Origin of the sequence: Sarcina sp. DSM 11001, from assembly GCF_900101015.1 — a bacterium.
Classification (GTDB): Bacteria; Bacillota; Clostridia; order Lachnospirales; family Lachnospiraceae; genus CAG-791.
Map to the genome: position 1 here is coordinate 80937 of NZ_FNFZ01000004.1, position 25305 is coordinate 106241.

Sequence of the window (25305 nt, forward strand, 5' to 3'; positions counted from 1 at the left end):
ATCCGTGTCTTCAGACGTGGGATACACCCGCGGAAGCGAAACCGGACCGGCGGGCAGATCCTGTATTTTCAGTCCGGATCTGTTTCCACCTGTCTCAGCCGGTCTTCCCCGGTCAGCTCCATATTACCGGAAGATGCAAGACAGGCCTCCAACTCTGTCTTGTCATTTGTGCTGAGCCGCCGGATCTCAACAAAAGATCCCAGTTCCCCTTCAGGAATACCCAGAAAAGTTTCTATATTCTTGCGGGCATAAGAAGTGATCCCCAGTGTGTACATTCTGTCCGGCTCGATCGCCTTTCCTCTGAATAAAAGACTGAGGATCTCCTTGGTGGCTTTTCGCACCACTACCCTGAGTCCGCCGGAAAACAGGAAAAAGACCTCTGCCCCTTCCCATGCCTCTCTGCGGAGGAAATGGCGGATGACAGACTCCAGTCGTCTTCCATCCATGGTGAGGGAGAAGACCTCATTGTCATAGGGGAGAGCCATCAGCAGATCTTTCCGCCTCACGACCGGGCCGAACTGCTTTGTCCTCAGGGCATTTGAGGAAATGATGAACAGGTCGGTTCCATAGGCCTTTTGATAGAGGTCAGTGAAAAAATCCATCAGCTCTGTCTCCCTGTGGTACCAGGGATGCGTATAGGCACAGGGAAGAGTACAGAGAACAGTTTCATATTTTTTGTCGGTCAGCTCCCGGAACTGGTCTGTATAGAAATCGATCAGGGGATCCGGCTCGCTGGTCCGTTCATTGATCGGGACCAGTCTCCATTCCCATCTTGTGAGCCTGAAAGAAGGATCTGCAGGTTCTTTCTTTTCAGAGGGTCCAAAATACAGATCGAAGCGTCCGATCTGGCTGCTCCCGGAGCCCGCCTGGACTACGGGAATCCCGTTAATGATCTCCGGTTCTTCCATCAGGGTATGGGAGTGACCGCCGATGATCAGATCCACCCCATGATCCGGAGAGAGCGATGCAGCCAGGATCCGGTCCTCTTCTATTCCGAGATGGGTGACCAGAACAGTCAAATCTGCAGGACAATGCTTCTCATGAAAATACTGGTCGAGTTCCTTTTTGACATCCCGGACTCTGACGGCGCTGTCCACCAGTTCCTCCTGGGAGATCTTGTCCGAAATTGTCTCTGTCAGAAGCGCGATCATGCGCACCCGGATCCTGCCCTTCTTTATATCGATCGAAGGGGAAAAGAGCCTCCGGTTGAGCTCCCGCACATACATGTTTGCGCAGAGGATGGGAAAATCCGCGCATTTTTCCAAAAATAAGAGGTGCGAAAGACCGTAGTCCACTTCATGGTTGCCAACGGCAAAAGCGTCCGGTTCAAGGGCGTTCGCCATGCGGATCGTGGACAGGCCGCGGTATTCACTGTCTATGATCGACCCCATGAACATGTCTCCCGCGACCACATAGAGAACGTTCTTCTCCTCCCTTTTTGTCTTATGGACATAGCCGGACAACATAGAGAGACCTCCCGTCCGGATCCCGTCTTTTATTACCGGAGCAAACGCCCCGTGAATATCGTTGGAGTGGAGCAGAACGAGGTGGACAGGTCCATTCTTGGGGGGCATCAACAGGTCCTTTCTTCAATGAGCTGGTTTTAGTTCAACACCGCGTGGTGGGCAGTCTCACTGTCAGGGGTGAGCGGCAGCAGCGTGTAGCCGTTGTCCAGAAGCCACGGGATCAGGTATTCCATGGCATTGACCGTGTTTTCCTTGGTATCGTGGCACAGGACGACAGATTCGTCATGATCCTGGATCTGGGATGTGATCCTGGTGATAACGGATTCAGAGGTACTGTCATTTCCTCCGTCTCCGCTGGAGACATTCCAGTCAAAGTAGTGCCAGCCTTTCTTCTCTGCCTGTTTTGTGAGCAGGGTCATGATACCTTGTGTATAAGCGGCGCTGTCAGTGTTGGAGCTTCCGCCCGCGAAACGCATCAGGTTAGTGCGCTGACCGGTCTCTTTGACGACGATCTCCTGCATTTTTTCGATATCTTTCCAGAAGGCCTTGTCATCGGCGTAGATTTTGGCAAAGTCATGGGAATAGGTATGGATCCCTATACTGTGGCCGGCTGCGGCCTCCTCTCCTATTCTGTCTTCATACATGGGAAAGGCGTGGGTCACAAAGAAGGTCGCCTTCACTCCGTAACGGTTCAGGATGTCCAGAAGGTGCTGTGTGTGTTCCCCGGGGCCATCGTCAAAAGTCAGGTGGACGATCTTTCCGGAAGGTTTCCCGTCCTTGTCCTCCGCCGTATCCTGACCGCTTCCGTCAGCGGGATCATCAGCCGGACCGCCCGCGTCTCCATCTTCGTTTTCCCAGCTGCTGACAAGTACATCATAGCTGTCTTCCGGGACAGCCGCCTTTCCGGTTTCCGGATCCAGAAGAGGGATCTTCCGGTAACGCACCGTGACATTCCCCGCCTGGTCAGCCACCTTATAGATGATGAAATCCCCGTCCTGTGACCGCTCCACTTTGTCCGTCAGATCGCCGTCTCTGTCATCGGAAGCCCTGTACCCCTCCTCTTCATAGGAAAGCCCCGGGATCACATAATAGTCTTCCCTGTGTTCCAGGATGATCTCCGGCGGAATTATATCCCGGCCGTCCTCCTGTTTTTTTGAATGACCTCCAAAAAAAAGCCCGACGATCGCGCGCAGCAGAAAAAGGACGATCAGGACCGGGATCAGGATTCGGAGTGTTCTTTTAAGCCGGCGGCTAATTCCGCGGCGTTTTTTTTTCTTTTTATTCTGACTGGAATTCATCTTATTTAAACGATCTCCTCTCGTTCAGGATCCATGTACCCTGATCAGACCATTCAGGCAATAGAAGAGAGCACCCGTCCGGTTGGGAGCTATTTTCCGTTTTTTATGAAACAGACAGGCAGCTCCTTTGGTACAATTCCCTAATGCATTATACCTTTAAGAAAAATATAAATAAAGAGATATGAACAGTATTGTCAAAGAAATAGTTACAGCTCCTGACCTTTGACGAAGCAGGGGACGGTCCTCCGTTCCGCTTTGAAGTGGAACGGAGAACTGTCCCCTGTTCTGCGCTTTGTTTCTGCAGACTGGTATGCCGGCAGGCCTGCAGCCGGCCGCACATGTCTCCATGCCTTACTTTATTAAGGAGCAATAACTCACTTAAGAGGGACAGGATTCCAGCCGTAATCCTGGTAGGCGTCGATGTCAAGATTGTTGTCCCTGATATACATCTTCAGGAAATCGGCACGAGCCTCCTCCTGTTTTTCATCGGAATTCCAGAATTTCTCCGCCAGGCCTTCCTTTTCTCCAAAGATCTGATTTGCAGAGCTGCTGTAATCCATTCCATCTTCCACCAGATCAATGCCTGTCACTTCGAAAGAATCCCCGTCCGCTTTAAGATGAACGAGTCCGGGATAATCTCCTCCGCTCAGGTTCAACAGAGTTTTTCCTTCGACATCGTAGTTGAAAAGACTGAATACTCCCCAGACTTTGATATCGTCAGGATCAGAATCATCCTCGTCAAGAATGAGGATTGCAGGGACCGAGACATCTTCCTTTTCATAGTACCGGGAATAGTTATCCTGGAAATAAGTCCAGATCGTCTCGATATAATGATCCTCACCGGTATAGTGAAACTCGGGGTAAACGGATCCGGGCTCATCAGTTTCTGCAGCGGTTTCTGTTCCAAAGACAGAAACTTCCTCTGTTTCAATGGGCCCTGCGGTCATTTCTGCCGCTGCATGGTCCTCTGTGGCAGGATCTAGGGCGGCCGCGTCAGCAGTAGACGCTTCGGGAGCCTCAGCATCCCGGACATCCTCCGTCTGCTCCATCATCTGCTCTTCCTGCGCAGCCTCTTTCGCCTCCTCCTGCGGTTTCGCGGACGAAGATCCGCACCCGGTCACAGCCGCCATGGCAATCATGGAAGCAATCAGTGCGCTTATGATCATTTTTTTCATTGAATATCCTCCCTTTGAATTTCTATAAAAACCTCTGCTCTTCATTCTTTTCTATTATAGGCACAGGATCTGTTTTGAACAAGCGAAACAAGGGTCGAGACGAAACAGGGCAGGTGAAAAAGGGCAGGCGAAAAAGGGGAACCGTCCCCTGTTTCGCGCCCCTTGTCGTTGGTATCAGTCATGAAGTGAGGCTAAATGAAGTAATGTCAGGCATGAAAACAGACTACATTATCGGATATATATTGATAAATGGTATTGCGTGTAACATCGCGTTTTATCCAGTCACCAATTTCATGGCGCATGGTATCAAGATTGAATATTTCTGTATAGTTGTTCTTACGGATCAGAACAATGTTGTCAGAGTAAAACAAGGTTCCTTCCCGGTCAAAGATACACAATTCATATCCCAGGAGTTTTTTTATTTGTCTGCAAGCCATATATCTATTCTCATTATTCCCATGCCGGGACAGGTGAGATCCTGTTATTTTTCCACATTGAAAGCAGCAGTTCTTTATGCTCCTGCAGCCAGGCTTCGATCACAGGCATGACGTATTTTGAAAAAGCTCCTGTAATTTGGCCGCTTTGAAGATCGATATGACCGCGCACATCATCGTCCAGATAATTGATTTCAACACATGGATCTCCTGAGAAATGTTCATCCATAAAAACTTCAATATCACAGAATTCGGCTATTTTTTTCATATATTTCCCGTTATCCGGTTCATTGGTTTTTTTTCTACAAAGGAGTTCAGAATCGTGTTTTTTACAAGAAAGTTTTCTGGCGTATTCCAATAAATGATTGCGCTCCAGCCATGGCATCTCATTAAATAATTCCAGAAGAGTACGCTCATCGGTGCCTTTGGGAATAACCAAATAGTCTACGTTTTTTCCACGCTCACTGTCTTCACAGACACCTGAGAGCAGATATTCAGGTGTAACATTTAAAGCTGCACATATCTGCATGATTTTTTCTGAACCGGGGTTCGTATTTTTCTTTCTCCAGTCACTGATTGTCGTTGTCGCTATTCCACTTTTCCGGGAAAACTCGACCTGAGTCATTTTTTTCTCTTCCAGAAGAAAAAAGATTCGCTGTCCGATCGTCATTGCTGTCCCTCCTCTTCTCTGCACCAGGTTTCCTTCAGATGCGCGACTCAACCAGTGTCGCTGCAACCCTCATAGGCAAGGTACTGTGTTTTGAACACTTCTGAAATATCGTTAATTACGGATATTATAGCTTTACCTTTTTCTCTGTGTCAACACAGGAAAGTGAAACGGGGAACCGTCTCCTGTTTATCCCCTGCTTCTCCACACTCCCTGTTTCACCCCGCTCTTCCTTAAGGGGACACCGAATTTTCTTACTATTAAACCTGCAGGCTATTGTTTTTTTCTTCCCCCTGCCTTATACTAATATCCGTAACAGCTGTAAAACGCTTGTTGATACGGGTTAGTAAAGGTTTCGACAGGGGTCTTGCAGGTGGAGAAGCGATCCGTAGCCGGACGTCAAACGGCACAATTAAAAATAAACGCTAACGATAGAGTAGCACTCGCAGCTTAATGCTGTGTGCCGCCCGGAGGACACCCGCATCCCCCGGTCACGGTATCATGAAAGCGGGAAACGACACGGTCTAAGCTTTGCGGCCGCGGGCGTATGATGAAGCTACCAAACCGGCCAGATTGACTGTTCTCTCGCCGGATGCGGGAAAGGGAGCGATCCGCAAGAACAGGATATGATCGTAGAAGTACGCTGAATGGGCTTTTGGACGCGGGTTCGATTCCCGCCTAATCCACTTCCACACTTATTGCCGGGTTCCTGTATGGTTCCCGGCATTTTTCTTTTATGCCGTTTTATACCGTAAACAGATGGTTCGCAGCCAGCCGGAAGCCGCAGACCGGTTTTTTCTTTTCTGCCGTTTATATACCTTTTTATATCTTCATCGCGTAATACCCGGAACTTCAGTTATGGGATACGCGCGCAAAAAGGGAAACTTTCTTCATCATGGATACGATCCCGGGATAATGTGTGACAGTTCTGTGATAAGAAGCGTGATAAAATGCAGGCATAACAAAAAACAAATAACAAGGTTCAAAAACAAGTTTTCTACCATGAATACTTTCAGGTAAAAACAGTTCATTAATCAGGAGGTTTTGAAATGGCAGATTTAAATAACAAGATCAACGACGAAGCACTCGACGAGGTATCCGGAGGCAAGCTCAATACAGGGCTTAAGCACCTTCCTAAATCCGGAGGCTCAGGTTCAATGCATACCAGCGGCACCACAAACTGGAGACCTGTCCGCTGCAGCGTACAGTCCGGTTATCTGGCACTGCGCAGCCACCCCAGCTACAATTATAACAATGAGCTGTGCGCGATCTATAACGGTGAAAACTTTGTCGCGGCTTCCAACGTCACCAGCGGCGCATATGTATGGGCCCGCTACAACGGCACCGAGGGCTGGGTCAACTCCAACTATATCATCTGGCTCTGATTTGATTCCAATCTGGCTTTCAGCCGGTTCGGACCACTGAAAAGTAATAATTTAAACAAGTAATAATTTAAACAAGTAATAAACTGACAGCCTGTCTGTAAAGGATGTGATCCTTTCTCAGACAGGCTGTTGTTTTTCTCTCTGACGAGTGGAAATAATCTTTATAATCTTTAAAAACAAAAGTTAAGAAAAAGTAATAATCCCGGGGGGAAATCCGGGTGAAACAAGCCCGGTCACTCAAACATGTCAAATAAACTGATCTGGTTTGTCTGGGGCAGGTCCCCCAGAAGCCCCAGGTCGTGCATTTTTTCAATGACGGTCTTGGGGACCTTTGTCCTGTTCCAGAAATCGTCTCTGGAAATAAAGGGGCCGTCCTTTCTGGCTTCCACGACGGCGTCAGCCGCCTTTTCTCCCATGCCGTCAATGCTCTTGAGGCTGGGCATGATCTTTCCGTCCACGATGGAGCAGAGACGGGACTGGGCTGTGTAAATGTCGATGGGGACGAAGTCAAAGCCGCGGGCGTACATCTCGCGGACGACCAGGCAGTCATCGAGAGTGGTCTGTTCCTTTGGAGTGAGACTATCCTTCCTTCGCTGGTAGTCCTCCATGACCTCCAGCAGGTGTTCCTGACCCCTGCACATGATCTCATAGGAAAAGGCCGATGCCCGGATGCTGTAGTAGGCGGCGTAGTAGGCCAGGGGATAATGGACCTTGCAGTAGGCAATGCGGAGGGCCATCATGACATAGGCAGCCGCATGGGCGCGGGGGAACATATACTTGATCTTGAGACAGGAGTCGATGTACCACTCCGGGACGTCGGCGGCCCGCATGGCTTCCTTCATCTCCGGGGTGAGCCCCTTGCCCTTGCGGACGGACTCCATGGTCTTGAAGGACAGGGATTTGTCCATGCCCTGGGCTATGAGGTAGGACATAATGTCATCGCGGGTGCAGATGGCAGTCGACAAAACGGCTTTTCCCTCCTGGATGAGGGTCTGGGCGTTGCCCAGCCACACGTCGGTGCCGTGGGACAGGCCTGAAATGCGGACCAGCTCCGACATGGTCGAGGGACGGGTGTCGTCCAGCATGCCGATGACGAATTTGGTGCCGAATTCCGGAATGCCCAGAGATCCTACGTCAATACCGCCGTTCTGTTCTGTCGTGATCCCCAGAGACTCCAGGCCGGAAAAGAGCTTCATGACATCGGGGTCGTCCAGGGGGATCTCGACGGGGTCGAGCCCGGTCAGGTCCTGCAGCATACGGATCATGGTGGGGTCGTCGTGTCCCAGGATGTCCAGCTTGAGCAGGTTGTGGTCGATCGAATGATAGTCAAAATGGGTCGTGACAATATCAGTCGTCATGTCGTTGGCCGGGTGCTGGACGGGAGTAAAGGTATTAATGTTCTCGCCCATAGGAAGAACGACAATGCCGCCGGGATGCTGGCCGGTGCTGCGCCGGATCCCGGTGCAGCCGGACAGAAGGCGCTCGATCTCGCAGTTCCGCTTTGCGACGCCCTTGTTCTCAAAATAATGTTTGACATAGCCGTAGGCGGTCTTGTCCGCCACAGTGGCGATGGTGCCGGCCTTGAAGGTCTGTTCGTGTCCGAAAATGACCTTGGTATAGGCATGCGCCTTGGACTGGTATTCACCGGAGAAGTTCAGGTCGATGTCCGGCTCCTTATCGCCCTTAAAGCCAAGGAAGGTCTCAAAGGGGATGTCAAAGCCGTCCTTTTTGAGCTCCTGTCCGCATTTGGGACACATGCGGCGGGGCAGGTCGATCCCGCATTTTCCCTGGTACTGCATGACCAGCTCCGAATCAAAATCCGAGTAGTGGCAGTTGGGGCAATAATAATGCGGGGGCAGGGGATTCACCTCCGTGATCCCCGACATGGTCGCGGCAAAGGAAGATCCTACGGAGCCGCGGGAACCGACCAGGTAACCGTCCTCGACGGATTTCCACACGAGCTTCTGGGCGATGATGTACATGACCGAGTAGCCGTTGGAGATGATGGACCGCAGCTCTCTCTCGAGCCGTTCTTCGACGATTTGAGGCAGGGGGTCCCCGTACATGCTGTGCGCCTTGTCATAGCAGATCCTGCGCAGCATCTCGTCACTGTGAGGAATAACGGGAGGGCACTTGTCCGGACGCACAGGGGACAGGGCGTCGATCATGTCCGCGATGCGGCGGGTATTGGTGATGACGACCTCTTCCGCTTTTTTCGCGCCCAGGTAGGCAAACTCCTCCAGCATCTCATTTGTGGTGCGCAGATATAAGGGGGCGGGATCCTCGTCGGACATCCCCATGCCCTCCTGGATGATCGTCCGGTAGATCTCGTCCTCCGGATCCATGAAGTGTACATCGCCGGTAGCCACGACAGGCTTTCCGGCCTGCTCTCCCAGGCGCACGATCGTGCGGTTGAGGTTCAGCAGATCCTCTTCTGTCCTGATCTGGGGATATTTTTCCTGCATCCGTCTGGATTCCAGCAGGAAGCGGTTGTTGTCCCTGGGCTGGATCTCCAGATAATCATAAAAATCGACGATCCCCGCGAGTACTTCATCCGACCTCTCCTCCAGAACCGCCTCCATGAGCTCTCCCATGACACAGGCGCTCCCCACGATGATCCCCTCCCGGTATTTCATCAGCAGGCTTTTCGGTATCCTGGGCTTTTTGAAAAAATAAGTCAGGTGGGATTCGCTGATCATCGTGTACAGGTTGGTCCTGCCAGTCGTATTTTTGGCGATCAGGATACAGTGGTGGGTGCGCAGGCGCTTGATGGTGTCGGGGGTGGGAATACAGAAGTCTTCGATCTGGCGCAGGGAAAGCACCTGCCGGTCCTCCAGAAGAGGAAGCATTTTCAGGTAGATCTCTGCCGTGCACTGGGCGTCATCCACTGCCCGGTGATGGTTTTCCAGAGAGACATTCAGGCGCTTCGCGACCGCATCGAGGGTATATTTGGCATGTCCGGGCTGCAGGGCCCTGGCAATACCGAGCGTGTCCACAGTCGTAAAACGGCAGGGGAGACCCAGACGGGTTGCATTGGCGCGGATAAAGCCGATGTCAAAGGCGACATTATGTCCCACCAGGACGGATCCCTCACAGAAGCGGAGGAAATGCGGCAGGATGATGTCGATGGTCTTGGCCCGGGCGACCATATTGTCGCCGATCCCGGTCAGCTGCTGGATCTTAAAGGGAATGGGGATCTGCGGGTTGACAAACTGGGAAAACCTGTCCCTGATTTTGCCGTCCACGATCCTGACAGCCCCGATCTCTATGATCCGGTTCTTTTCAGGAGAAAAACCGGTCGTCTCCAGGTCGAACACAACGACAGACCGCTCCTTGAGCAGAGTGTCCAAGTCCTCTTCAGGGAGGGGATCCACACTTTTGGACAGATCGTCGACCAGATAGCATTCGACACCGTAGAGGACCTTAAAGAAGTCCTGGCTGTCCACGGGGGGCAGACCCTGTTCCGAACGCTTTTTGTTTTCTCCCTTCAGGAGATCCTCGCGTACATGACCGGCATCCGGAAATCCCTGGATATTGCCGTGATCCGTGATGGCGATGGCGGGCATCCCCCACTGGAAGGCGCGTTTGACCAGGTCTTTGCACTCCGAAACGCCGTCCATATCACTCATCTTGGTGTGGCAGTGGAGCTCGACACGTTTTACGGGGGCATCGTCCGTACGCTTTTTCTCAAAAGAAGGGATCTTCATGATGCCCTGGATCGATGAGATGACGACCTCTTTGTCAAAGGTGTCCATAATGGCGGCGCCCCGCACCTTGACCCAGGTTCCTTTACCGATCATACCCAGAAGTTCATCGGCTTTGGGAGTGGGGACAAAGAGTTTGCAGTAAATGGAATCGTGAAAATCGGTGAGGGAAAACTTGACGATGGTCTTGTTGTTCCTGATATCCCTGCGGTCATTGGACAGGATCCTGCCCCTGATGGTCACTTCGCCGATCTCGTCTACTATGTCGGCGATGGACATGGCTTCCGCAGTGACTTCGCGTCCATAGATCACATCGGGATTGTCGGACCTGCTGAGCGTATACTCCCGCTCTCCCTTCCGGTTCCTGCTGTTCCAGCGGCCGTTCCCATTCCTGGAGCCCGGGCGTCCGGATCCGCGGTTCTGGTTCTGACCGGGGTTCTGCCCGGCAGACCCGGCGGCAGGCTGAGCCCCTGCTCTCTTCATGCTGCTCTGCCCGGCGGCCTGTCCTGATCCTTCCCCTGTAGAAGGCTTTCCTGCAAAAGATGAGCCGGCAGCGGGCGATCCGCAGGCGGCGGGCGATCCATTGGCAGCGGCCTGGTCCCAGGCGCTCCTCCGGCTTTCCTGCATGGATCCTTCTTCCGCAGAAAATGATCCCGGAGCCGCAGGCTGCCCCCAGGAGTTCCCGGGGCTGTCCTGGAAATCATGAATACTCTGTATATTCCGCCCTCTTCCGGCCGTGGCTTCCCCGGCTGCCGCAGACTCCTCAAGGGTGACTGTCAGCGTTGCCTTGACTCCGCACCGGTCACGGAAGATCCTGTTGAGGGCTTCTTCCAGCCGGTCATGGAGGGAGCGGCTGATACAGGAGTCCTTCATCCGGATGTCGATTCTGTCTTCATCTATATAGACGATTTCCGCGTCCCTGAAAAACACCCCCATTACCGGAGAAAAAGAGGTGATCTCGCTGCAGATGGAGTCGCTGTACTCCTCCATCAGCCTCCTGGGGGTATACATGGCGGAAAGTGTGTAGTGCTCTTCAAAAAAGACCTGGACCGGGCGCCCTTCAAAGAGCTGTTCTTCCATTTCACGCTGCATCCTGAAGACCCGGTCCTTGTGGATCAGGTGTTCCGAACGCAGGCAGACCTTGAGTCTTGTCCTCTCACGATTGGCAGCAAGGCGCTCCACCTGTGTATCTGTAAAATAATCCTGCAGATCCTTCCTGACCTTCAGCTTCGGAAAGACCTCAAAAAAAGGTTTGGACATACAGTTTATATCTCCGTCATCAGAGTGAATGACAGAACAGTTCCTGACAGGAACTGTTCATGATCCCGCTGATGTGTCCCAGTGATCAAGTTCTTCTTTGAGTGCTCCCAGCAGCTCCTCTTCCTTCATCTTGCGGACGATCTGCCCGTGTTTGATGAGGAGCCCTTCACCGTCGCCGCCTGCAATGCCCAGATCCGCCTCCTTTGCCTCTCCGGGACCGTTGACTGCGCAGCCCATGACAGCGACTTTGATATTGAGGTCATATCCCTGTACCAGGGTCTCCACCTGGTTGGCGAGCCCCACCAGATCGATCTTCGTCCTTCCGCAGGTGGGACAGGAAACGACATCGATACCGCCCTTTCTCAGTCCCAGGGTGCGCAGGATCATTTTTGCCGACTTGATCTCCTCGACCGGGTCCCCTGTCAGGGATACACGGATGGTGTCGCCGATCCCCTGATAAAGAATGATCCCCAGCCCGGCGGCGGACTTGATGTTGCCGCTGTAAAGGGTGCCGGCTTCTGTGATCCCCACGTGAAGAGGATAATCCGTCTGCTGCGCCAGAAGCTCGTGGGCGCGGGCGCAGGTCAGCACATCGGAGGACTTGATGCTGATGACGATACGGTCATAACCGCAGTCCTCCACCATATGCACCTTGTCCAGGGCACTCTCGACCAGTCCCTGCGCGGTCACCCCGCCGTATTTTTCCACCAGTTCTCTTTCCAGGGACCCGCTGTTGACCCCGACCCGGATGGGGATCTCCCTCTCCCGGGCACAGCGGACGACAGCTTCTATCCTGTCCTTTCCTCCGATATTACCAGGGTTGATCCGGATCTTGTCCGCCCCGTTCTCCATAGCCAGAATAGCCATTTTATAGTCAAAATGAATATCAGCGACAAGGGGGATGTGAATGCGTTTTCTGATCTCGCCGATCGCTTCTGCAGCTTCCCGGGTCGGGCAGGTACAGCGGATGATCTCGCAGCCGGCTTCCTCCAGGCGCAGGATCTGAGATACAGTTGCCTCCACATCCTCTGTGGGAGTGTTGGTCATAGACTGGATGAGGATGGGATTTCCTCCGCCGATCACACGGCTGCCGATACGGATCACTTTTGTATGGTCACGAAATGTCATATCTGATACACCTCCTGCCAGGGGCAGTGCTTAATTGTAAATGCTGTTTTACTTCATTGTATTTCAGTGAAAAAATCTGGAGATGTCGTTAAAGAGCACAAGGATCATCACCAGCATCAGGAAGGCGAAGCCCGCCAGATGAACCATGCCTTCTTTTTCCGGCGGAATGGGTTTTCCGCGCACAAGTTCAAGCAGGAGGAAGAGGAGCCGGCCTCCATCCAGAGCCGGTATGGGCAGCAGGTTGATGACTCCCAGGTTCACCGTCAGCAGTGACGCCAGACTTAGAAAAGTCAGAAAGACAGCGTAAAGGCCGTAAGGGGCTGTCTCGGTATAAGTGTCGTCCACGATCTTGACGACGCCCACCGGTCCTGAAATATCATCTTTGGAAAAATGTCCCCGGAAGATCAGGCCCAGAGATTTGTAAGTCGCCTTCAGCCAGTAGGCCGTCTCATAAAAACCGTACTGAAAGACCTGGACAGGATTGCATTTCAGATATTCTCCCGATCCCATGATGCCGATATAGTAGCGGTTATCCTCCTCGTCAAAACGAGGGATCAGATCCACGGTCCTGCGTTCTCCGTCTCTTTCATAAGTGATGTGGAGGGGCTCTCCATAATTCATCGCGGAGATCAGGCTCACTTCCCTGTAGATGTGGATCGTCTCTCCGTTGATCTTTCTGATCACGTCGCCGGCCTCAAGCCCTGCTTCCATTGCCGCAGAATCCGGTACGATCTCCCTGATGACAGGCAGGTCCGTCCCGGTAAAAGCCACCAGGATAAGGGAGAACACGAAACCCAGGATGAAATTTGCCATGGGACCGGCCAGCACCGCAGCGATCCTGCTGCCCACGGGCGTGTTCGGGAAGGAGTGCTCATCGAGCTCCCGGGGAGCTTCTCCCTCTTCAGGGACCATCTCTTCCATTCCGTCAAAAATACAGGCCCCTCCGATCGGAAGAAGGCGGATGCACAGATCCGTTTCTTTTCCCTCCTTCCGGAACAGGACAGGCCCCATTCCAATATCAAATTCAAGGACACGGATGCCGCCGCGGCGGGCGACGGCAAAATGTCCGAATTCATGGGAGATCACGATCACACTGAAAATGATCAGAAAAATAAGTATACTTACAATCATATATATTCCTTTGGTTCCTCTTTAAATCTCTCTGATACGGCACCGTTCAAAAGCTTCGTGTAAAAACCGCACCGCCTTTATATCCTTTTCATCAGGTACCTTATCTGCATTTATTACCCGCACAGGGTAGGTACTACAGCCTGCCGGCCAGAAGGAAAGATTTCCTGCACGGGTATTACAGCCTGCCGGCCAGAAGGAAAGACAGGTAATAAATTGCCGGAGCTGTAAAGAGAATGCTGTCAAAACGGTCCATGATCCCGCCATGTCCGGGGATCAGGTTGCCATAATCCTTGATACCCTTATTCCTCTTGATCGCGGAAGCAGCGAGGTCCCCGGTCTGTCCGATGAAACTGCCGCAGATCCCGATGATCAGAAAAGGGATGAGGGCATTCGTCCCGGGTTCGACTGTCTTCAGGAGCAGTGCCACCAGACAGCTGACCGCAGCGGAACCGGCTACTCCTCCGATCCCTCCCTCAATCGTCTTTTTGGGGCTCAGGACAGGCGCAAGCTTATGACGTCCTACAGCCATGCCGACTGCGAGAGCGCAGACATCGCTCACAGAGGAGCAGATAAAGATCAGCAGATAAAGGACGAAACCATGTGTCAGGTTCCTGGTCCTGTAGACGAAGCCCATCATGGGAAAAGTGTATAAAAACGACAGGACGGCACCGGCCGCCTGTGAGGATTTCCTGACGGGGAAAGTGTAGACATAAATACACATCGAGAACAGGAAATCTGCGGTGACTGCCAGGAGCGTCCAGAAATCGGAGGCTGCGATCATTCCCGGGATATTGACGAGTCCGTACCTCCACTCGATCACCATTAGTCCCGCATAGTACAAAATGCCCAGGAGAAGCCCCGGAACCGCGATCAGGTCAGGAAGTCCGGGACCGCCCTTTGCCCCCTTCTCTGGATTTCTGGAACGGGACGGCGCGCACATGACGGCTGTCAGCTCCAGATAAGCCAGAATACTGCAGATCATCATGGCTGCGGCCAGCGGGTATGAGCCGGCAGCGCCCAGTCCTATTATTGCGGCGGCGATGATAACGCCGCTGATCACTCTCTGCTTCATGTAAATCCTCCGGTTCGAATACCGTTAAACGAAAGAGATGCTCGAACTTTTTTCAGCATTGCCGGATCTGTCAGGACCCCAGGCCGCCGTATCTGCGTTCACGATGATTGTAGGCATCGATTGCCCGGATCAGTTCATCCCGGTCAAACTCCGGCCAGGCCTTCGGGGTAAAATACATTTCCGAATAGGCGATCTGCCAGAGCAGGAAATTGGAGATACGCTGTTCTCCGCAGGTCCTGATGAGCAGGTCGGGATCCGGGATCCCCGCTGTATCGAGACATCCGTCCAGAAGCTCTGCGTCGATCTTCCCGGGGTCATTGAGAAGTCCGGCTTCAGCAGCCCTCCGGACAGCGCGGACGATCTCATCCCGTCCGCCGTAATTGATGGCGATCTGGAAGCTGATGCCGGTATTGGACGCAGTCTCCTTTTCCAGATTGGCGATTGCCTCCTGCAGATCCTTCTCCAGCATGGATTTGTCGCCGATGACGCGGATACGGACATTGTTCTTTGCGCATTTCGCAAGAGAAGTCTTCATATATCTGCGCAAAAGGTTCATCAGAGCCTTCACTTCAGCGGCCGGTCTGGACCAGTTCTCTGTTGAAAAAGCATATACCGTCAGATACCTGACACCCAGGGCATCCGCGTCCTCGAGAATCTGCTCGACGACCTTAGCGCCCTGCGTGTGGCCGAAAGTCCGCGGCATCCCGCGCTTTTTGGCCCATCGGCCGTTTCCATCCATGATGATGGCGATATGTGCCGGAATTTTCCAATCCTCTGTCTTGTTCAGTGTATTCCATACTGATTTATTTTCCGAACTCATTTGAATCTCCCTGGACAATACTCCGTTATACCCAATGGGCTGCAATGAGATGGTAATCTCAGGTCTTAGTTTAAATTATGATCGGGGCTGTATACAAGTACTTGTATACAGTACTTACACACAATACTTATATAAAACTTATATAAAGTACTTGTATACATTACCTGCAAACAATACTTTTTACAGTACTTGCGTACAGTGCTTGCATACAGTATTTGAATAGTATAAGAACCCGCAGCAGATGAGCAGCCGTGCCGTGCAGCGGCAGTCACCTCCTGCGGGTCTGATTATGGGTTATGATCGTCCAGAAACTCATATATACAGTTTAAAAAGATTATAATCACTGAACGGCCTGGCGGATCAGTACGCAGGAAGACCTGCTCTCCTCCATATGATAAACATGATAAACCGGTACAGGGATCAGACGGTCATGATCTCCTGGGTCTTCTCCTCAATGGCTTTGTCTATCTTTTTGACGAATTTATCCGTCACCTTGCCGAGTTCATCCTGGAGCTCGGAAACGACATCCTCGGAGACGTCCTCATTCTTTTTGAGCTTTTTGAAGGCTTCATTTCCATCTCTGCGGATATTGCGCAGGGCGACCTTGGCCTCTTCCCCCATCTTCTTGACGTCCTTGGAAAGCTGTTTACGGCGTTCGCCGGTAAGCTCCGGGAAGACCAGACGGATCATCGTGCCGTCATTTGTGGGGTTGATGCCGATATCGGAAGCGGAGATTGCGCGGCTGATCTCCTTGAGCATCTTCTTCTCCCAGGGAGCGATCTGGATGATCCTGGCTTCGGGGACTGAGACATTGGCCAGCTGCTGAATAGGTGTAGGAGATCCGTAATAGTCGACGCGGATCCTGTCAAGCACATGCGGATTTGCGCGTCCTGCCCGGACTGCCTGCAGATCTGTCTCCAGATGGGACAGTGTCTTTTCCATTTTCTGTTCATACGGCTGAACTCTCTCGCTGCTCATGGTAGTACCCCTTTCTTGTCCTGTAGTTTTATTGGTAAATGAAATGATAGGTCTTCATTATAAATAATGATATCGATAATAACGATATCGGGCAAAGTACTGCCGGATTATTTCATTATTTCCGGGTCGTGATCGTAGTCCCGGTAAAACTGCCTTCGGCGGCATGAATGATGCTGTTTTCCTCCTGAAGGGCAAAGATGCGCATCTCCATATTGTTTTCCCTGGCCAGAACTGTGGAAGTCATATCGATTGCCTGAAGATTCTGTTCCACGACCTCTTCATAGGTGAGCCGGTCATATCTCTTTGCCGCCGGATTTTTGGCGGGATCCGAATCGTAAACACCGTCGACATTTTTGGCCATGAGGATCATATCCGCATCGACCTCCACAGCGCGCAGGACGATTCCTGTGTCCGTGGAAAAATAGGGATGACCGGTCCCGCCTGCAAAAAAGACGACAGTGCCCTCTTCTAGACAGCGGACAGCGCGGTCTCTGGAAAACAGTTCCGTGAAGGCGCCGCACACAAAAGGAGTCATGACCTCGGTGCGGAGCCCTGCTCCCCGGAAGATTTCCGAGACATAAAGGCAGTTCATGACAGTTGCCAGCATTCCGATCTGATCCGATTTGACTCTGTGGATCTCATCTCCCGTGCGGCCGCGCCATATATTGCCCCCGCCTGTCACGACACCGATCTGGTGTCCGGCATCATGAAGCTTTTTTACCTGGGCGGCAATTCCTGCGATCACCGCTTCATCATACAACTTGACAGCGCCCCTGGCATTGCGCACAGAGCCGTCGTTTTCGCCCGCCAGCGCTTCCCCGGAGAGCTTCAGGATTATTCTGCTCATAATTTTCTGGTCCTTTATCTGGTGACGGTGCTTTCAGAAACTGAATAAAAAACCCTGGAAAAGGGTTCCCCTATTGCGCGTGTATTCCATGACTGATATCACGGGTATTGCGCGATGAAGAATGAACAGGTAAAGAATACCTGCAACATTCAGTATAGCATCTTACAGCATACACTGGCAAGATGCCGTCAGTTCTTTTGCGACGCACGCTTGCGAAGACGGGCATCCAGGATCTTTTTGCGGAGCCTGAGATGATGGGGCGTGACTTCGAGGAGCTCGTCCGTATCCACATACTCGATCGCCTGCTCCAGGCTCATGATCTTTGGAGGAACGAGCCTCAGGGCTTCATCCGCGCTGGAGGACCGGGTATTGGTCAGGTGCTTGGTCTTGCAGACATTGACATCGATATCCACTGCCTTGCTGCTCTGTCCGACGATCATGCCGGCATAGACCTCTTCGCCCGGGCTGATGAACATCTGCCCGCGCTCCTGGGCTCCGAAAATACCGTAGGCGACAGCAGTTCCTGCCTCAAAAGCGATAAGGGACCCCTGTTTGCGGTAGGAGATGTCCCCCTTGTAGGGTGCATAGCTGTGGAAGATCGTATTCATGATCCCGTTTCCCTTTGTATCCGTCATGAAATCTCCGCGGTAGCCGATAAGCCCGCGGGAAGGGATCATAAAGGTCAGACGGGTGTAATCGCCCTGAATCGATGTCATATTGATGAGCTCACCCCGTCTCTCGCCGAGCTTCTGGATGACGTTTCCCGCAAATTCCTCAGGGACATCGATGATGCACTCCTCGATAGGTTCGAGACGCTTCCCGTTTTCATCATAGCGGTAGATGACCTCAGCCTTGCTGACGGAAAACTCGTACCCCTCGCGGCGCATGGTCTCGATCAGGACGGAAAGATGCAGCTCTCCGCGTCCGGAAACCTTAAAGGACTCTGTCGTGTCCGTGTCTTCAACCCTCAGGGAGACATCCGTATTGAGCTCACGGTAGAGCCTGTCGCGGATATGCCGGCTGGTGACATATTTGCCGTCTTTTCCCGCGAGAGGAGAATCATTTACGCTGAAGGTCATGGAAATCGTGGGCTCGGAAATCTTCTGGAACGGAATTGCTTCCGGTTTCTCGGGAGAACAGAGCGTGTCTCCGATGTGCAGGTCATCGATACCGGAGATTGCAACGATCGATCCGATCTCAGCTTCCTGCACCTCCACGCGGCGAAGGCCCTCAAATTCATAGAGCTTACTCACCTTGACCTTCCTGCGCACATCCGGATTGTGATGGTTGACGATGATACACTCCTGGCCTGTGCGCAGAATGCCGTTGTCGACCTTGCCGACACCGATCCTGCCTACATATTCATTATAGTCGATCGTGCTGATCAGCATCTGAGTTCCGGCCTCAGGGTCTCCCTCCGGCGCCGGAATATAGTCGATGATCGTCTCAAAAAGCGGCTTCATGCTGGCTCCGGGACTCCCCAGATCCAGGGTCGCGATCCCTGATTTCGCGGAGGCAAATACAAAGGGGCAGTCGATCTGCTCGTCACTGGCTCCCAGATCCATCAGAAGCTCCAGGACCTCATCGATCACCTGCGTCGGACGTGCGCCGGGGCGGTCGATCTTGTTGATGCAGACAATGACCGGCAGATCCAGCGCCATCGCCTTGCTCAGGACAAATCTGGTCTGGGGCATCGGCCCCTCAAAAGCATCCACGACCAGGATAACACCGTTCACCATTTTGAGGACACGTTCCACCTCGCCGCCGAAATCAGCGTGTCCGGGAGTATCTACAATGTTGATCTTGGTCCCTTTATAATAGACAGCCGTATTCTTGCTCAGGATCGTGATCCCCCTCTCCCTCTCAAGGTCGTTGGAATCCATCACCCTTTCCTGGACTGCCTGATTTTCGCGGAAGACACCGCTCTGCTTTAAAAGACCGTCGACCAGAGTGGTTTTTCCATGATCGACGTGAGCGATGATCGCCACATTCCTGACATTTTCTCTTTTCTGAATCATCTATACTCCTCCCCGCAGACTCCTTGCTGCAGTATCATTACTGTTATACAACCCTGCCTGCGGACGTTCACAATATAGTGTGCGCCCATTCTCTTCTTTTTGCAAATTTAGAGTATAACATTAAGAAGAAATCCGCGCAACCATATTTACACATCTTGACAAGGATTCCCAGTGGTGCTATTATCACGGAAATATCATTGTTAGCACTCATTAATAACGAGTGCTAGTAACATCTGGTATTTCCTTTGTTCTGTTTCAAATACCCGTCGTATTTTAGTGTTCACCGTTATTTTTACGTTATTTTACTTTATTATTGAAGCATTTTAGTGTTCACTGTTATTTTAAAAACTGTTATTAAAAAAAACTGTTATTTTAAAATAACTGTTATTTAAAAAAAATTGTTATCTTTAAAAACGGTTATCTTTAAAAACGGTTATCTTTAAAAATTGTTATCTTTAAAATTTTTATACTTATAATAAGGAGAAAGAAATAATGACTGTAGTACCCGTTTACAACGTGGTCGTCGTCCCGGATTCCAATATCTACTTTGGAATCGATAATTATAAAAAAATGACCGGCCGCGCTCCTTTTGAGGGCGAGAAGGTCATTTTGATGATACTGCGTGCGGATGACAGCCGCGAGGATCTGGAGAAAGAGAGTTTTTATCCGATCGGTGTGTCCGGCGTCATCACTGAGGTCAATGCCGGCGGTTATCTTGTGATCCGGACGCACGGGCGTGTGCATTTTGACGAGATCACCGTATACAGCGACCACACGATCGAGCTCTCCGTTTCCCGCAGGCGGGACGAAGAAGATCTGGATCCCGCATATGAAGAAGAGCGGCTTGAAAAGCTCAAAAAGTTAGTGATCGAATATACCTCACAGTTCCAGTGGGGAGCGCTGACCCGCGCTTATTCTGAGCAGTGGACTACGATCGGTGAGATCGCCGCCATTATGTCCCCCTGGCTCTCCATCAGCAATGAGGAGCGCTATGCCCTGCTTGCTGAGGATTCCAAAAAGAAGCGCAGTGAAGCCATGGAAAAGATCCTGTATGAAAATCTGGAGATGTTCCATGTCAATAATGAAGCCAGAAGCGCCCAGGAGGAGGGTTATCAGAAGGTCTACCGCGAATCCGCGATCAAAAAGCAGATCGAATACCTGCAGAAGGAACTGGACGAAATGCATCCCGAAAATATCACGGATGTGCGCAGGTTCCAGGTCCTGATCGAGGAATCCGGTATGAATGAGACCGCCCGCAAGGAGGCGGATAAGGTCCTTAACCGCTATAAGCAGGAGGGACAGAACAGCCCTGAATCCGGTATGCTCTACGATTATCTGGATTTCATCACCGGCCTTTCCTGGAAAAATGAAGATGCCAGGGAGATCGATCTCGACGAGGCGGAAGCCGTGCTCGAGGAGGATCATTTCGGACTGAAAAAAGTCAAGGAACGCATTATTCAGCAGATCGCGGTCATGAACCTCAAGAAGCAGCAGTCCGGTTCGATCCTCTGCTTTGTCGGCGCCCCGGGCACCGGCAAGACCAGCATCGGACAGAGTATTGCAAAAGCGCTGAAGCGCAAATATTCCCGCGTCAGCCTTGGCGGCGTACGGGATGAAGCCGATATCCGCGGCCACCGCCGCACCTACATCGGCGCCATGCCAGGCAGGATCATGGACGGTATCCACAAGAGCGGTGTCTCAAATCCTGTCATGGTTCTGGATGAGATCGACAAGCTCTCCGTCTCCTACAACGGAGATCCCGCCAGCGCCCTGCTTGAGGTTCTCGATCCTGAACAGAACAATACCTTTACCGACCACTACATGAATGCTCCCTACGATCTGTCCAACGTGCTTTTTATCTGCACGGCGAACTCGCTCGATACGATCCCGGAACCCCTTCTCAACCGTATGGAGGTCATCCAGTTCCAGGGATATACAGCTACGGACAAGCTTCAGATCGCAAAGCGCCATCTGCTTCCCAAGGCCCTCCAGAACGTGGGGATTTCCGCGGATAATCTGGAGCTCTCCGATGAGATGATCAGGACCATCATTTCTGATTACACGCAGGAGAGCGGCGTGAGAGGACTGCGCAAGCGGCTGGAGACCCTCTGCAGAGCATCCGCTGTCCAGATCGTTCGCGGCAAGGGCAGCAAGGTCGTTGTGACAAAGGAGAACCTCCGCGATTTCCTGGATATGCACCCTGTCTACCATAAGCAGGTCAAGGAGAGCGCCCGTCCCGGTATCGTCACCGGCCTCGCCTGGACGGCGGCCGGAGGAGAGATCCTGTATATCGAAACTCTGCTGACAAAGGGCAAGGGAGAGATCCTGATCACAGGACAGCTGGGCGACGTCATGAAAGAATCCGCCCGTATTGCCGTCACTCTGGTCAAGTCCCTTTTCCCTGAGAAGTCAGAAATCTTTGAAGAGAACGACCTCCACATCCATGTGCCGGACGGCGCAACACCCAAGGACGGCCCCTCGGCGGGGATCACACTTACCACTGCCCTCTCCTCTCTCATCACGGGACTCCCCGTACCTCCCAATATCGGGATGACCGGAGAGGTTTCCCTGCAGGGAGGCGTCAATCCGATCGGAGGACTTCCGGAGAAGCTTCTCGCCGCTCAGAGAGCCGGTGTGAAAAAAGTCTTCATCCCGGAGGACAATATCGATGATCTGAGGGATGTACCTGATGAGGTCAAGGAAAACCTGGAGATCGTTCCGGTCAGTGAATCGACAGAAGTCCTGCGTGCTCTCGGACTTCTGGGCAGCTGACCTGTCCGATGCTCTTGTTCACTGTACAGATCACTGTATTAATCAACTGTATTAATCATGTATTAATCATAATCATGTATTAATCATAAGAAACGCAGGATGTGATTTTCCGGCGGACAGGCATCATTCCAACCGGGCAAATGACATTCCGGCAGCAACAACAGAACAGGGCCGGGCACTGCAAAAGCAGTGTCCGGCCCTTTCCTTACATGTTCCGACCGACTTTCCTTTACATTTGATACATTGTCTTTGCGAAGGGCTTGAGCAGGAAATAGAATCTGCGGCCCTTTTCCTTCCCGTAGTGCTTGATCAGCGCATAGCGAAGGGAATTCAGATTGCCGAGTTTTTCTCTGGCATTCAGAAGAAATTCAGATATGTCAGCTGGATACTCGCCCGTATAGTCACTGCGGGCAAAAATGATTTCGCAGTAATATGCGAATTTCTGGCCAAGATCCGGTTTGAGTACCGGCAGGCTTCTGGAATTGGATTTGATGGATAAATAGATATCCTTACCCTGATCACCGTAAAAAGTCGCGAGCTGGTTATGGAGCTCCGCGAGATTGTCCGCCCCGATACAGGCGACGATCCTCGCGATCTCTTCATCATCCGGAAACTGATCCGCTTTTACTCCCGCAGGCTGAGACTGGCTGGCAGCAGTATCTTCCTGGTCTGAAGATTGAGAGCGCTGTTTTTCGTCATTTCCGCCGCTCTGTTCTTCTTCTGCCGCCTGGTCCTGTTTTCTGGAGCCGGATCTGGATCTCCTGGTCCTGGATCTGCGGGATTTTGACCGATGTCCTGTTTCAGAGGAAAGAACCTGATCGTCTCTTTCTTCTTTTTCTGTCGCCGATCCAGTCCCGGATCCTGTACCGGAAGAAGCTTCTTCTGTTTCCTCCTGGACAGGCATTTTTCCATCCAGGTCTGATGTGTTGTCTGAGGGGCCTTCGAGTTCATCTTCGGAAGGCTGTCCGATCTCCTGAGCAGGATGGCTGTCCTCTCCCACTTCTGCAGGGAACTCCGTACCGGTTCCGGAAACGTTCAGGCCTGCATCGCCGGACTCCAGTTCCCTTTGTTCTGCAGAAAGAAGTTCTTCAGGGAGTTTCTCTTTCTCTTCTTCCTCTTGCTCTTCTTCCTTCTGGGCAGAACTGTGTTCAGGCTGGAAATCATCCGATCCGTCCGATTCGTCTCTACCGTCTCCAGACGCAGAAGCTGTTTCAGATTCAGTCTCCTGTCCGTCCGTCTCCCCGTTTTTATCCTCAGAATCTGCTGCCTCTTCTTCATCCGGCTGTGCATACTCATCATCAGCCCGGTCGGATCCATCGTCTTCCGAGTCGAAAGGAAGAACTTCATCCTCGTATATCTCCTGATCGGCGTCCTCATAAGAAGGACTGGCATACGGAGGAGTGTCATACGAAGGACTATCAGAAGGACTATCATAAGAGGGGCTGTCAAAAACAGATTCATCGTCCTGCAGGCCGCCGGCGGTTTCCCCGGATAAATCCTCTTCAGGATCAGGGAGGGCTGCGGATTCAGCATCCCTCAGGACAGGGCGCGAAGATCTCTGTTCGGTTTCCTCAGCCGGTCCGCTGCCGTTTTCATACAGTTGCTCACCGTTTCCTGCTTCCTCAGAAAGATCAGGCTCGTAAGAAGCGGATTCTTCGGAAAGGGTACGCTGTCTGGAAAAACGACCGAGTCCAAGGTCCTCCTTAAGTCTGCGCTCCAGATTTTTACACTCTTTACCGGTGATCCGTTTGACCGATTTTTTATTGCGTCTCCAATATTTGACAGCAGCGTCAAAGCCGGTATCGTTGGTCACGATCACAAAACTGCCGCTTTCATTTTTGCCGATCAGATATCCCAGTTCAGAAACAAGCTGGAAGTCCAGCGCATTGGTTCCCTCATAGCATTTGATAAAGGTAACCGTCCTGTCAGATTCCTTGAGCCTGATCAGGCTCTCGTAACTCATGTGCGGACTGTTCCTGGTATAGAATACGATCAGCTCCGATTTATCAGCGGGCAGCTCAAGCAGCGGGATCCAGAAATCCCCGACATTCTCACTGTCAATTAAATATTGTACTGTCATACACAATCCCTGATCGGCCGGAACTGAGAGAGATTATAGCATGTTAAGCGCAGGATGTCCAATAGGGTCAGAAGGTGGTTTTTTCCTTCTGCATATGAAGCTCAAGGGTCTTAAAGGGAATGTTGATTCCCTCTTCGTCAAAGCGGAGCTTGATCTGCTCGGTGATCTCCCACTTGGCCGCAAGAAAAGAAGCGGATTCGACATAGCAGAACAGCCCCAGATCGACAGAGCTCTCCGAGAGGCTGTCGACAAATATTGAGATCTCCCTGTCCTTGAGGACATAGGGGGACGCCTCGCAGATCTCTCGCAGGATCTTTTTTGCGCTGAGCAGGTCGGAATCATAACTGATCCCCGCGATGAGATCAAGACGTCTCACAGGGTTCTCTCCGCAATCCGTGACAGCGCAGTTGGAGATCTGGCCGTTGGGGATCGTCAGGACACGGTTGTCCTTTGTCGTGAGCGTGGTGTAGACCAGACCGATCGCCGACACAGTTCCCTCCCCGTAATCACAGATAATATAGTGTCCGACACGAAAAGGATGCATTAAAAGGATCAGGATCCCGCCCGCCACATTGGACAGGCTCCCCTGCAGGGACATGCCGACTGCCAGCATCAATGTGCCGAGGACGGTGACTATGGATGCCGTATTGACCCCGAGCTGTCCCAGGATCATAAAGATCAGAAAGATATGAAGAACGATGTCGATCGCGGATTCCAGGAAATGGGACAGTCCTGACTCCGCCTGCATCCTGTTCAGGGCCCTGGTAAGCATTCTTTTGATCAGGGCGATCACCTTTGACCCGATCACATAGATCAGGATACAGATGACAATATTAAACGCAAGGGACCTCACCCCCGGCAGGATCGCATCCAGTATCTTTTTAAAATTAGAGACCGTAAGGTCGGAGGGTTCGATCTGTTCGATCTGCTCGATCGGAAGGCTCTCAGCAGCAGTGGTAAAAATATCTTCCATGTTTTCCTCTTCTTTAAAGTCAGGTTTCAAAGTCAGGACCTGTAAACAGTCAGTCTGTCTACAGGTCCCTGCATAAACAGTTTTTTATCCTTCTTGT

The 25305-nt window shown here is 51.9% G+C and carries 16 protein-coding genes and 1 other RNA gene; 3 read left to right on the plus strand and 14 right to left on the minus strand.

All coding sequences use genetic code 11. The features are described from left to right. Window positions 1–68 precede the first annotated feature (68 nt). From BLT02_RS02950 to BLT02_RS02970, 4 genes are all read right to left on the minus strand, one after another. A complete protein-coding gene (locus BLT02_RS02950; protein ID WP_092991393.1) occupies window positions 69–1574 on the minus strand; it encodes a bifunctional metallophosphatase/5'-nucleotidase in 1506 nt (501 codons plus the stop codon). Window positions 1575–1603: 29 nt separating this feature from the next. Next, window positions 1604–2764 carry a polysaccharide deacetylase gene (locus BLT02_RS02955; RefSeq protein WP_092991395.1) on the minus strand — a complete coding sequence of 387 codons (1161 nt, stop codon included), beginning with the start codon at window positions 2762–2764 and terminating at the stop codon, window positions 1604–1606. A 374-nt stretch (window positions 2765–3138) separates the two neighbouring features. Next, on the minus strand, window positions 3139–3939 hold the full coding sequence (locus BLT02_RS02960) for a hypothetical protein (RefSeq protein WP_092991397.1): 801 nt from the start codon (window positions 3937–3939) through the stop codon (window positions 3139–3141). 450 nt (window positions 3940–4389) lie between these two features. Continuing rightward, window positions 4390–5043: a helix-turn-helix domain-containing protein gene (locus tag BLT02_RS02970; RefSeq protein WP_092991401.1), complete on the minus strand. Its 654-nt coding sequence runs from the start codon at window positions 5041–5043 to the stop codon at window positions 4390–4392. A gap of 337 nt (window positions 5044–5380) precedes the next feature. Here BLT02_RS02970 and ssrA point away from each other — a divergent pair. Both ssrA and BLT02_RS02980 read left to right on the plus strand, forming a co-directional pair. Beyond that, window positions 5381–5729: a transfer-messenger RNA gene (gene ssrA / locus BLT02_RS02975) on the plus strand. Between the two features lie 360 nt (window positions 5730–6089). Further along, window positions 6090–6425, plus strand: coding sequence for a hypothetical protein (locus BLT02_RS02980; protein ID WP_092991403.1), 336 nt, complete (start codon window positions 6090–6092; stop codon window positions 6423–6425). Between the two features lie 233 nt (window positions 6426–6658). Here BLT02_RS02980 and BLT02_RS02985 read toward each other — a convergent pair whose 3' ends face one another. From BLT02_RS02985 to typA, 8 genes are all read right to left on the minus strand, one after another. Further along, window positions 6659–11389 (minus strand): PolC-type DNA polymerase III, encoded by a 4731-nt coding sequence (locus BLT02_RS02985; RefSeq protein WP_092991405.1) that lies wholly within the window; start codon window positions 11387–11389, stop codon window positions 6659–6661. Between the two features lie 57 nt (window positions 11390–11446). Next, the gene (gene ispG / locus BLT02_RS02990; RefSeq protein ID WP_092991407.1) at window positions 11447–12517 is read right to left on the minus strand and encodes a flavodoxin-dependent (E)-4-hydroxy-3-methylbut-2-enyl-diphosphate synthase; all 1071 of its coding nucleotides are present in this window, start codon (window positions 12515–12517) and stop codon (window positions 11447–11449) included. Window positions 12518–12580: 63 nt separating this feature from the next. Then, window positions 12581–13648: an RIP metalloprotease RseP gene (gene rseP / locus BLT02_RS02995; RefSeq protein WP_092991409.1), complete on the minus strand. Its 1068-nt coding sequence runs from the start codon at window positions 13646–13648 to the stop codon at window positions 12581–12583. A 175-nt stretch (window positions 13649–13823) separates the two neighbouring features. Next, window positions 13824–14720 carry a phosphatidate cytidylyltransferase gene (locus BLT02_RS03000; protein WP_092991411.1) on the minus strand — a complete coding sequence of 299 codons (897 nt, stop codon included), beginning with the start codon at window positions 14718–14720 and terminating at the stop codon, window positions 13824–13826. Window positions 14721–14790: 70 nt separating this feature from the next. Continuing rightward, window positions 14791–15540, minus strand: a complete 750-nt coding sequence (locus tag BLT02_RS03005) for an isoprenyl transferase (protein WP_092991413.1) — start codon at window positions 15538–15540, stop codon at window positions 14791–14793. 420 nt (window positions 15541–15960) lie between these two features. Next, a complete protein-coding gene (gene frr / locus BLT02_RS03010; RefSeq protein ID WP_092991415.1) occupies window positions 15961–16518 on the minus strand; it encodes a ribosome recycling factor in 558 nt (185 codons plus the stop codon). Between the two features lie 115 nt (window positions 16519–16633). Further along, on the minus strand, window positions 16634–17365 hold the full coding sequence (pyrH, locus tag BLT02_RS03015) for a UMP kinase (protein ID WP_092991417.1): 732 nt from the start codon (window positions 17363–17365) through the stop codon (window positions 16634–16636). Between the two features lie 188 nt (window positions 17366–17553). After that, window positions 17554–19383 (minus strand): translational GTPase TypA, encoded by a 1830-nt coding sequence (gene typA, locus BLT02_RS03020; RefSeq protein ID WP_092991419.1) that lies wholly within the window; start codon window positions 19381–19383, stop codon window positions 17554–17556. Window positions 19384–19875: 492 nt separating this feature from the next. Between typA and lon the strand changes: the two genes are divergently transcribed. Beyond that, window positions 19876–22155: an endopeptidase La gene (gene lon, locus BLT02_RS03025; RefSeq protein WP_092991421.1), complete on the plus strand. Its 2280-nt coding sequence runs from the start codon at window positions 19876–19878 to the stop codon at window positions 22153–22155. Between the two features lie 229 nt (window positions 22156–22384). Here the strand turns inward: lon and BLT02_RS03030 are convergent, their stop codons facing one another. Together BLT02_RS03030 and BLT02_RS03035 are read right to left on the minus strand one after the other, a co-directional pair. Next, the gene (locus BLT02_RS03030) at window positions 22385–24235 is read right to left on the minus strand and encodes a PIN domain-containing protein (RefSeq protein ID WP_092991423.1); all 1851 of its coding nucleotides are present in this window, start codon (window positions 24233–24235) and stop codon (window positions 22385–22387) included. A gap of 67 nt (window positions 24236–24302) precedes the next feature. Beyond that, a complete protein-coding gene (locus BLT02_RS03035) occupies window positions 24303–25208 on the minus strand; it encodes a mechanosensitive ion channel family protein (RefSeq protein ID WP_139187389.1) in 906 nt (301 codons plus the stop codon). Window positions 25209–25305: the final 97 nt, after the last annotated feature.

Bases quoted from the DNA above. Each gene is read 5' to 3' on its own strand.
- BLT02_RS02950 (WP_092991393.1), bottom strand. From the start codon at position 1,574: ATGCCCCCCAAGAATGGACCTGTCCACCTCGTTCTGCTCCACTCCAAC.
- BLT02_RS02955 (WP_092991395.1), bottom strand. From the start codon at position 2,764: ATGAATTCCAGTCAGAATAAAAAGAAAAAAAAACGCCGCGGAATTAGC.
- BLT02_RS02960 (WP_092991397.1), bottom strand. From the start codon at position 3,939: ATGAAAAAAATGATCATAAGCGCACTGATTGCTTCCATGATTGCCATG.
- BLT02_RS02970 (WP_092991401.1), bottom strand. From the start codon at position 5,043: ATGACGATCGGACAGCGAATCTTTTTTCTTCTGGAAGAGAAAAAAATG.
- BLT02_RS02980 (WP_092991403.1), top strand. From the start codon at position 6,090: ATGGCAGATTTAAATAACAAGATCAACGACGAAGCACTCGACGAGGTA.
- BLT02_RS02985 (WP_092991405.1), bottom strand. From the start codon at position 11,389: ATGTCCAAACCTTTTTTTGAGGTCTTTCCGAAGCTGAAGGTCAGGAAG.
- ispG (WP_092991407.1), bottom strand. From the start codon at position 12,517: ATGACATTTCGTGACCATACAAAAGTGATCCGTATCGGCAGCCGTGTG.
- rseP (WP_092991409.1), bottom strand. From the start codon at position 13,648: ATGATTGTAAGTATACTTATTTTTCTGATCATTTTCAGTGTGATCGTG.
- BLT02_RS03000 (WP_092991411.1), bottom strand. From the start codon at position 14,720: ATGAAGCAGAGAGTGATCAGCGGCGTTATCATCGCCGCCGCAATAATA.
- BLT02_RS03005 (WP_092991413.1), bottom strand. From the start codon at position 15,540: ATGAGTTCGGAAAATAAATCAGTATGGAATACACTGAACAAGACAGAG.
- frr (WP_092991415.1), bottom strand. From the start codon at position 16,518: ATGAGCAGCGAGAGAGTTCAGCCGTATGAACAGAAAATGGAAAAGACA.
- pyrH (WP_092991417.1), bottom strand. From the start codon at position 17,365: ATGAGCAGAATAATCCTGAAGCTCTCCGGGGAAGCGCTGGCGGGCGAA.
- typA (WP_092991419.1), bottom strand. From the start codon at position 19,383: ATGATTCAGAAAAGAGAAAATGTCAGGAATGTGGCGATCATCGCTCAC.
- lon (WP_092991421.1), top strand. From the start codon at position 19,876: ATGACTGTAGTACCCGTTTACAACGTGGTCGTCGTCCCGGATTCCAAT.
- BLT02_RS03030 (WP_092991423.1), bottom strand. From the start codon at position 24,235: ATGACAGTACAATATTTAATTGACAGTGAGAATGTCGGGGATTTCTGG.
- BLT02_RS03035 (WP_139187389.1), bottom strand. From the start codon at position 25,208: ATGGAAGATATTTTTACCACTGCTGCTGAGAGCCTTCCGATCGAGCAG.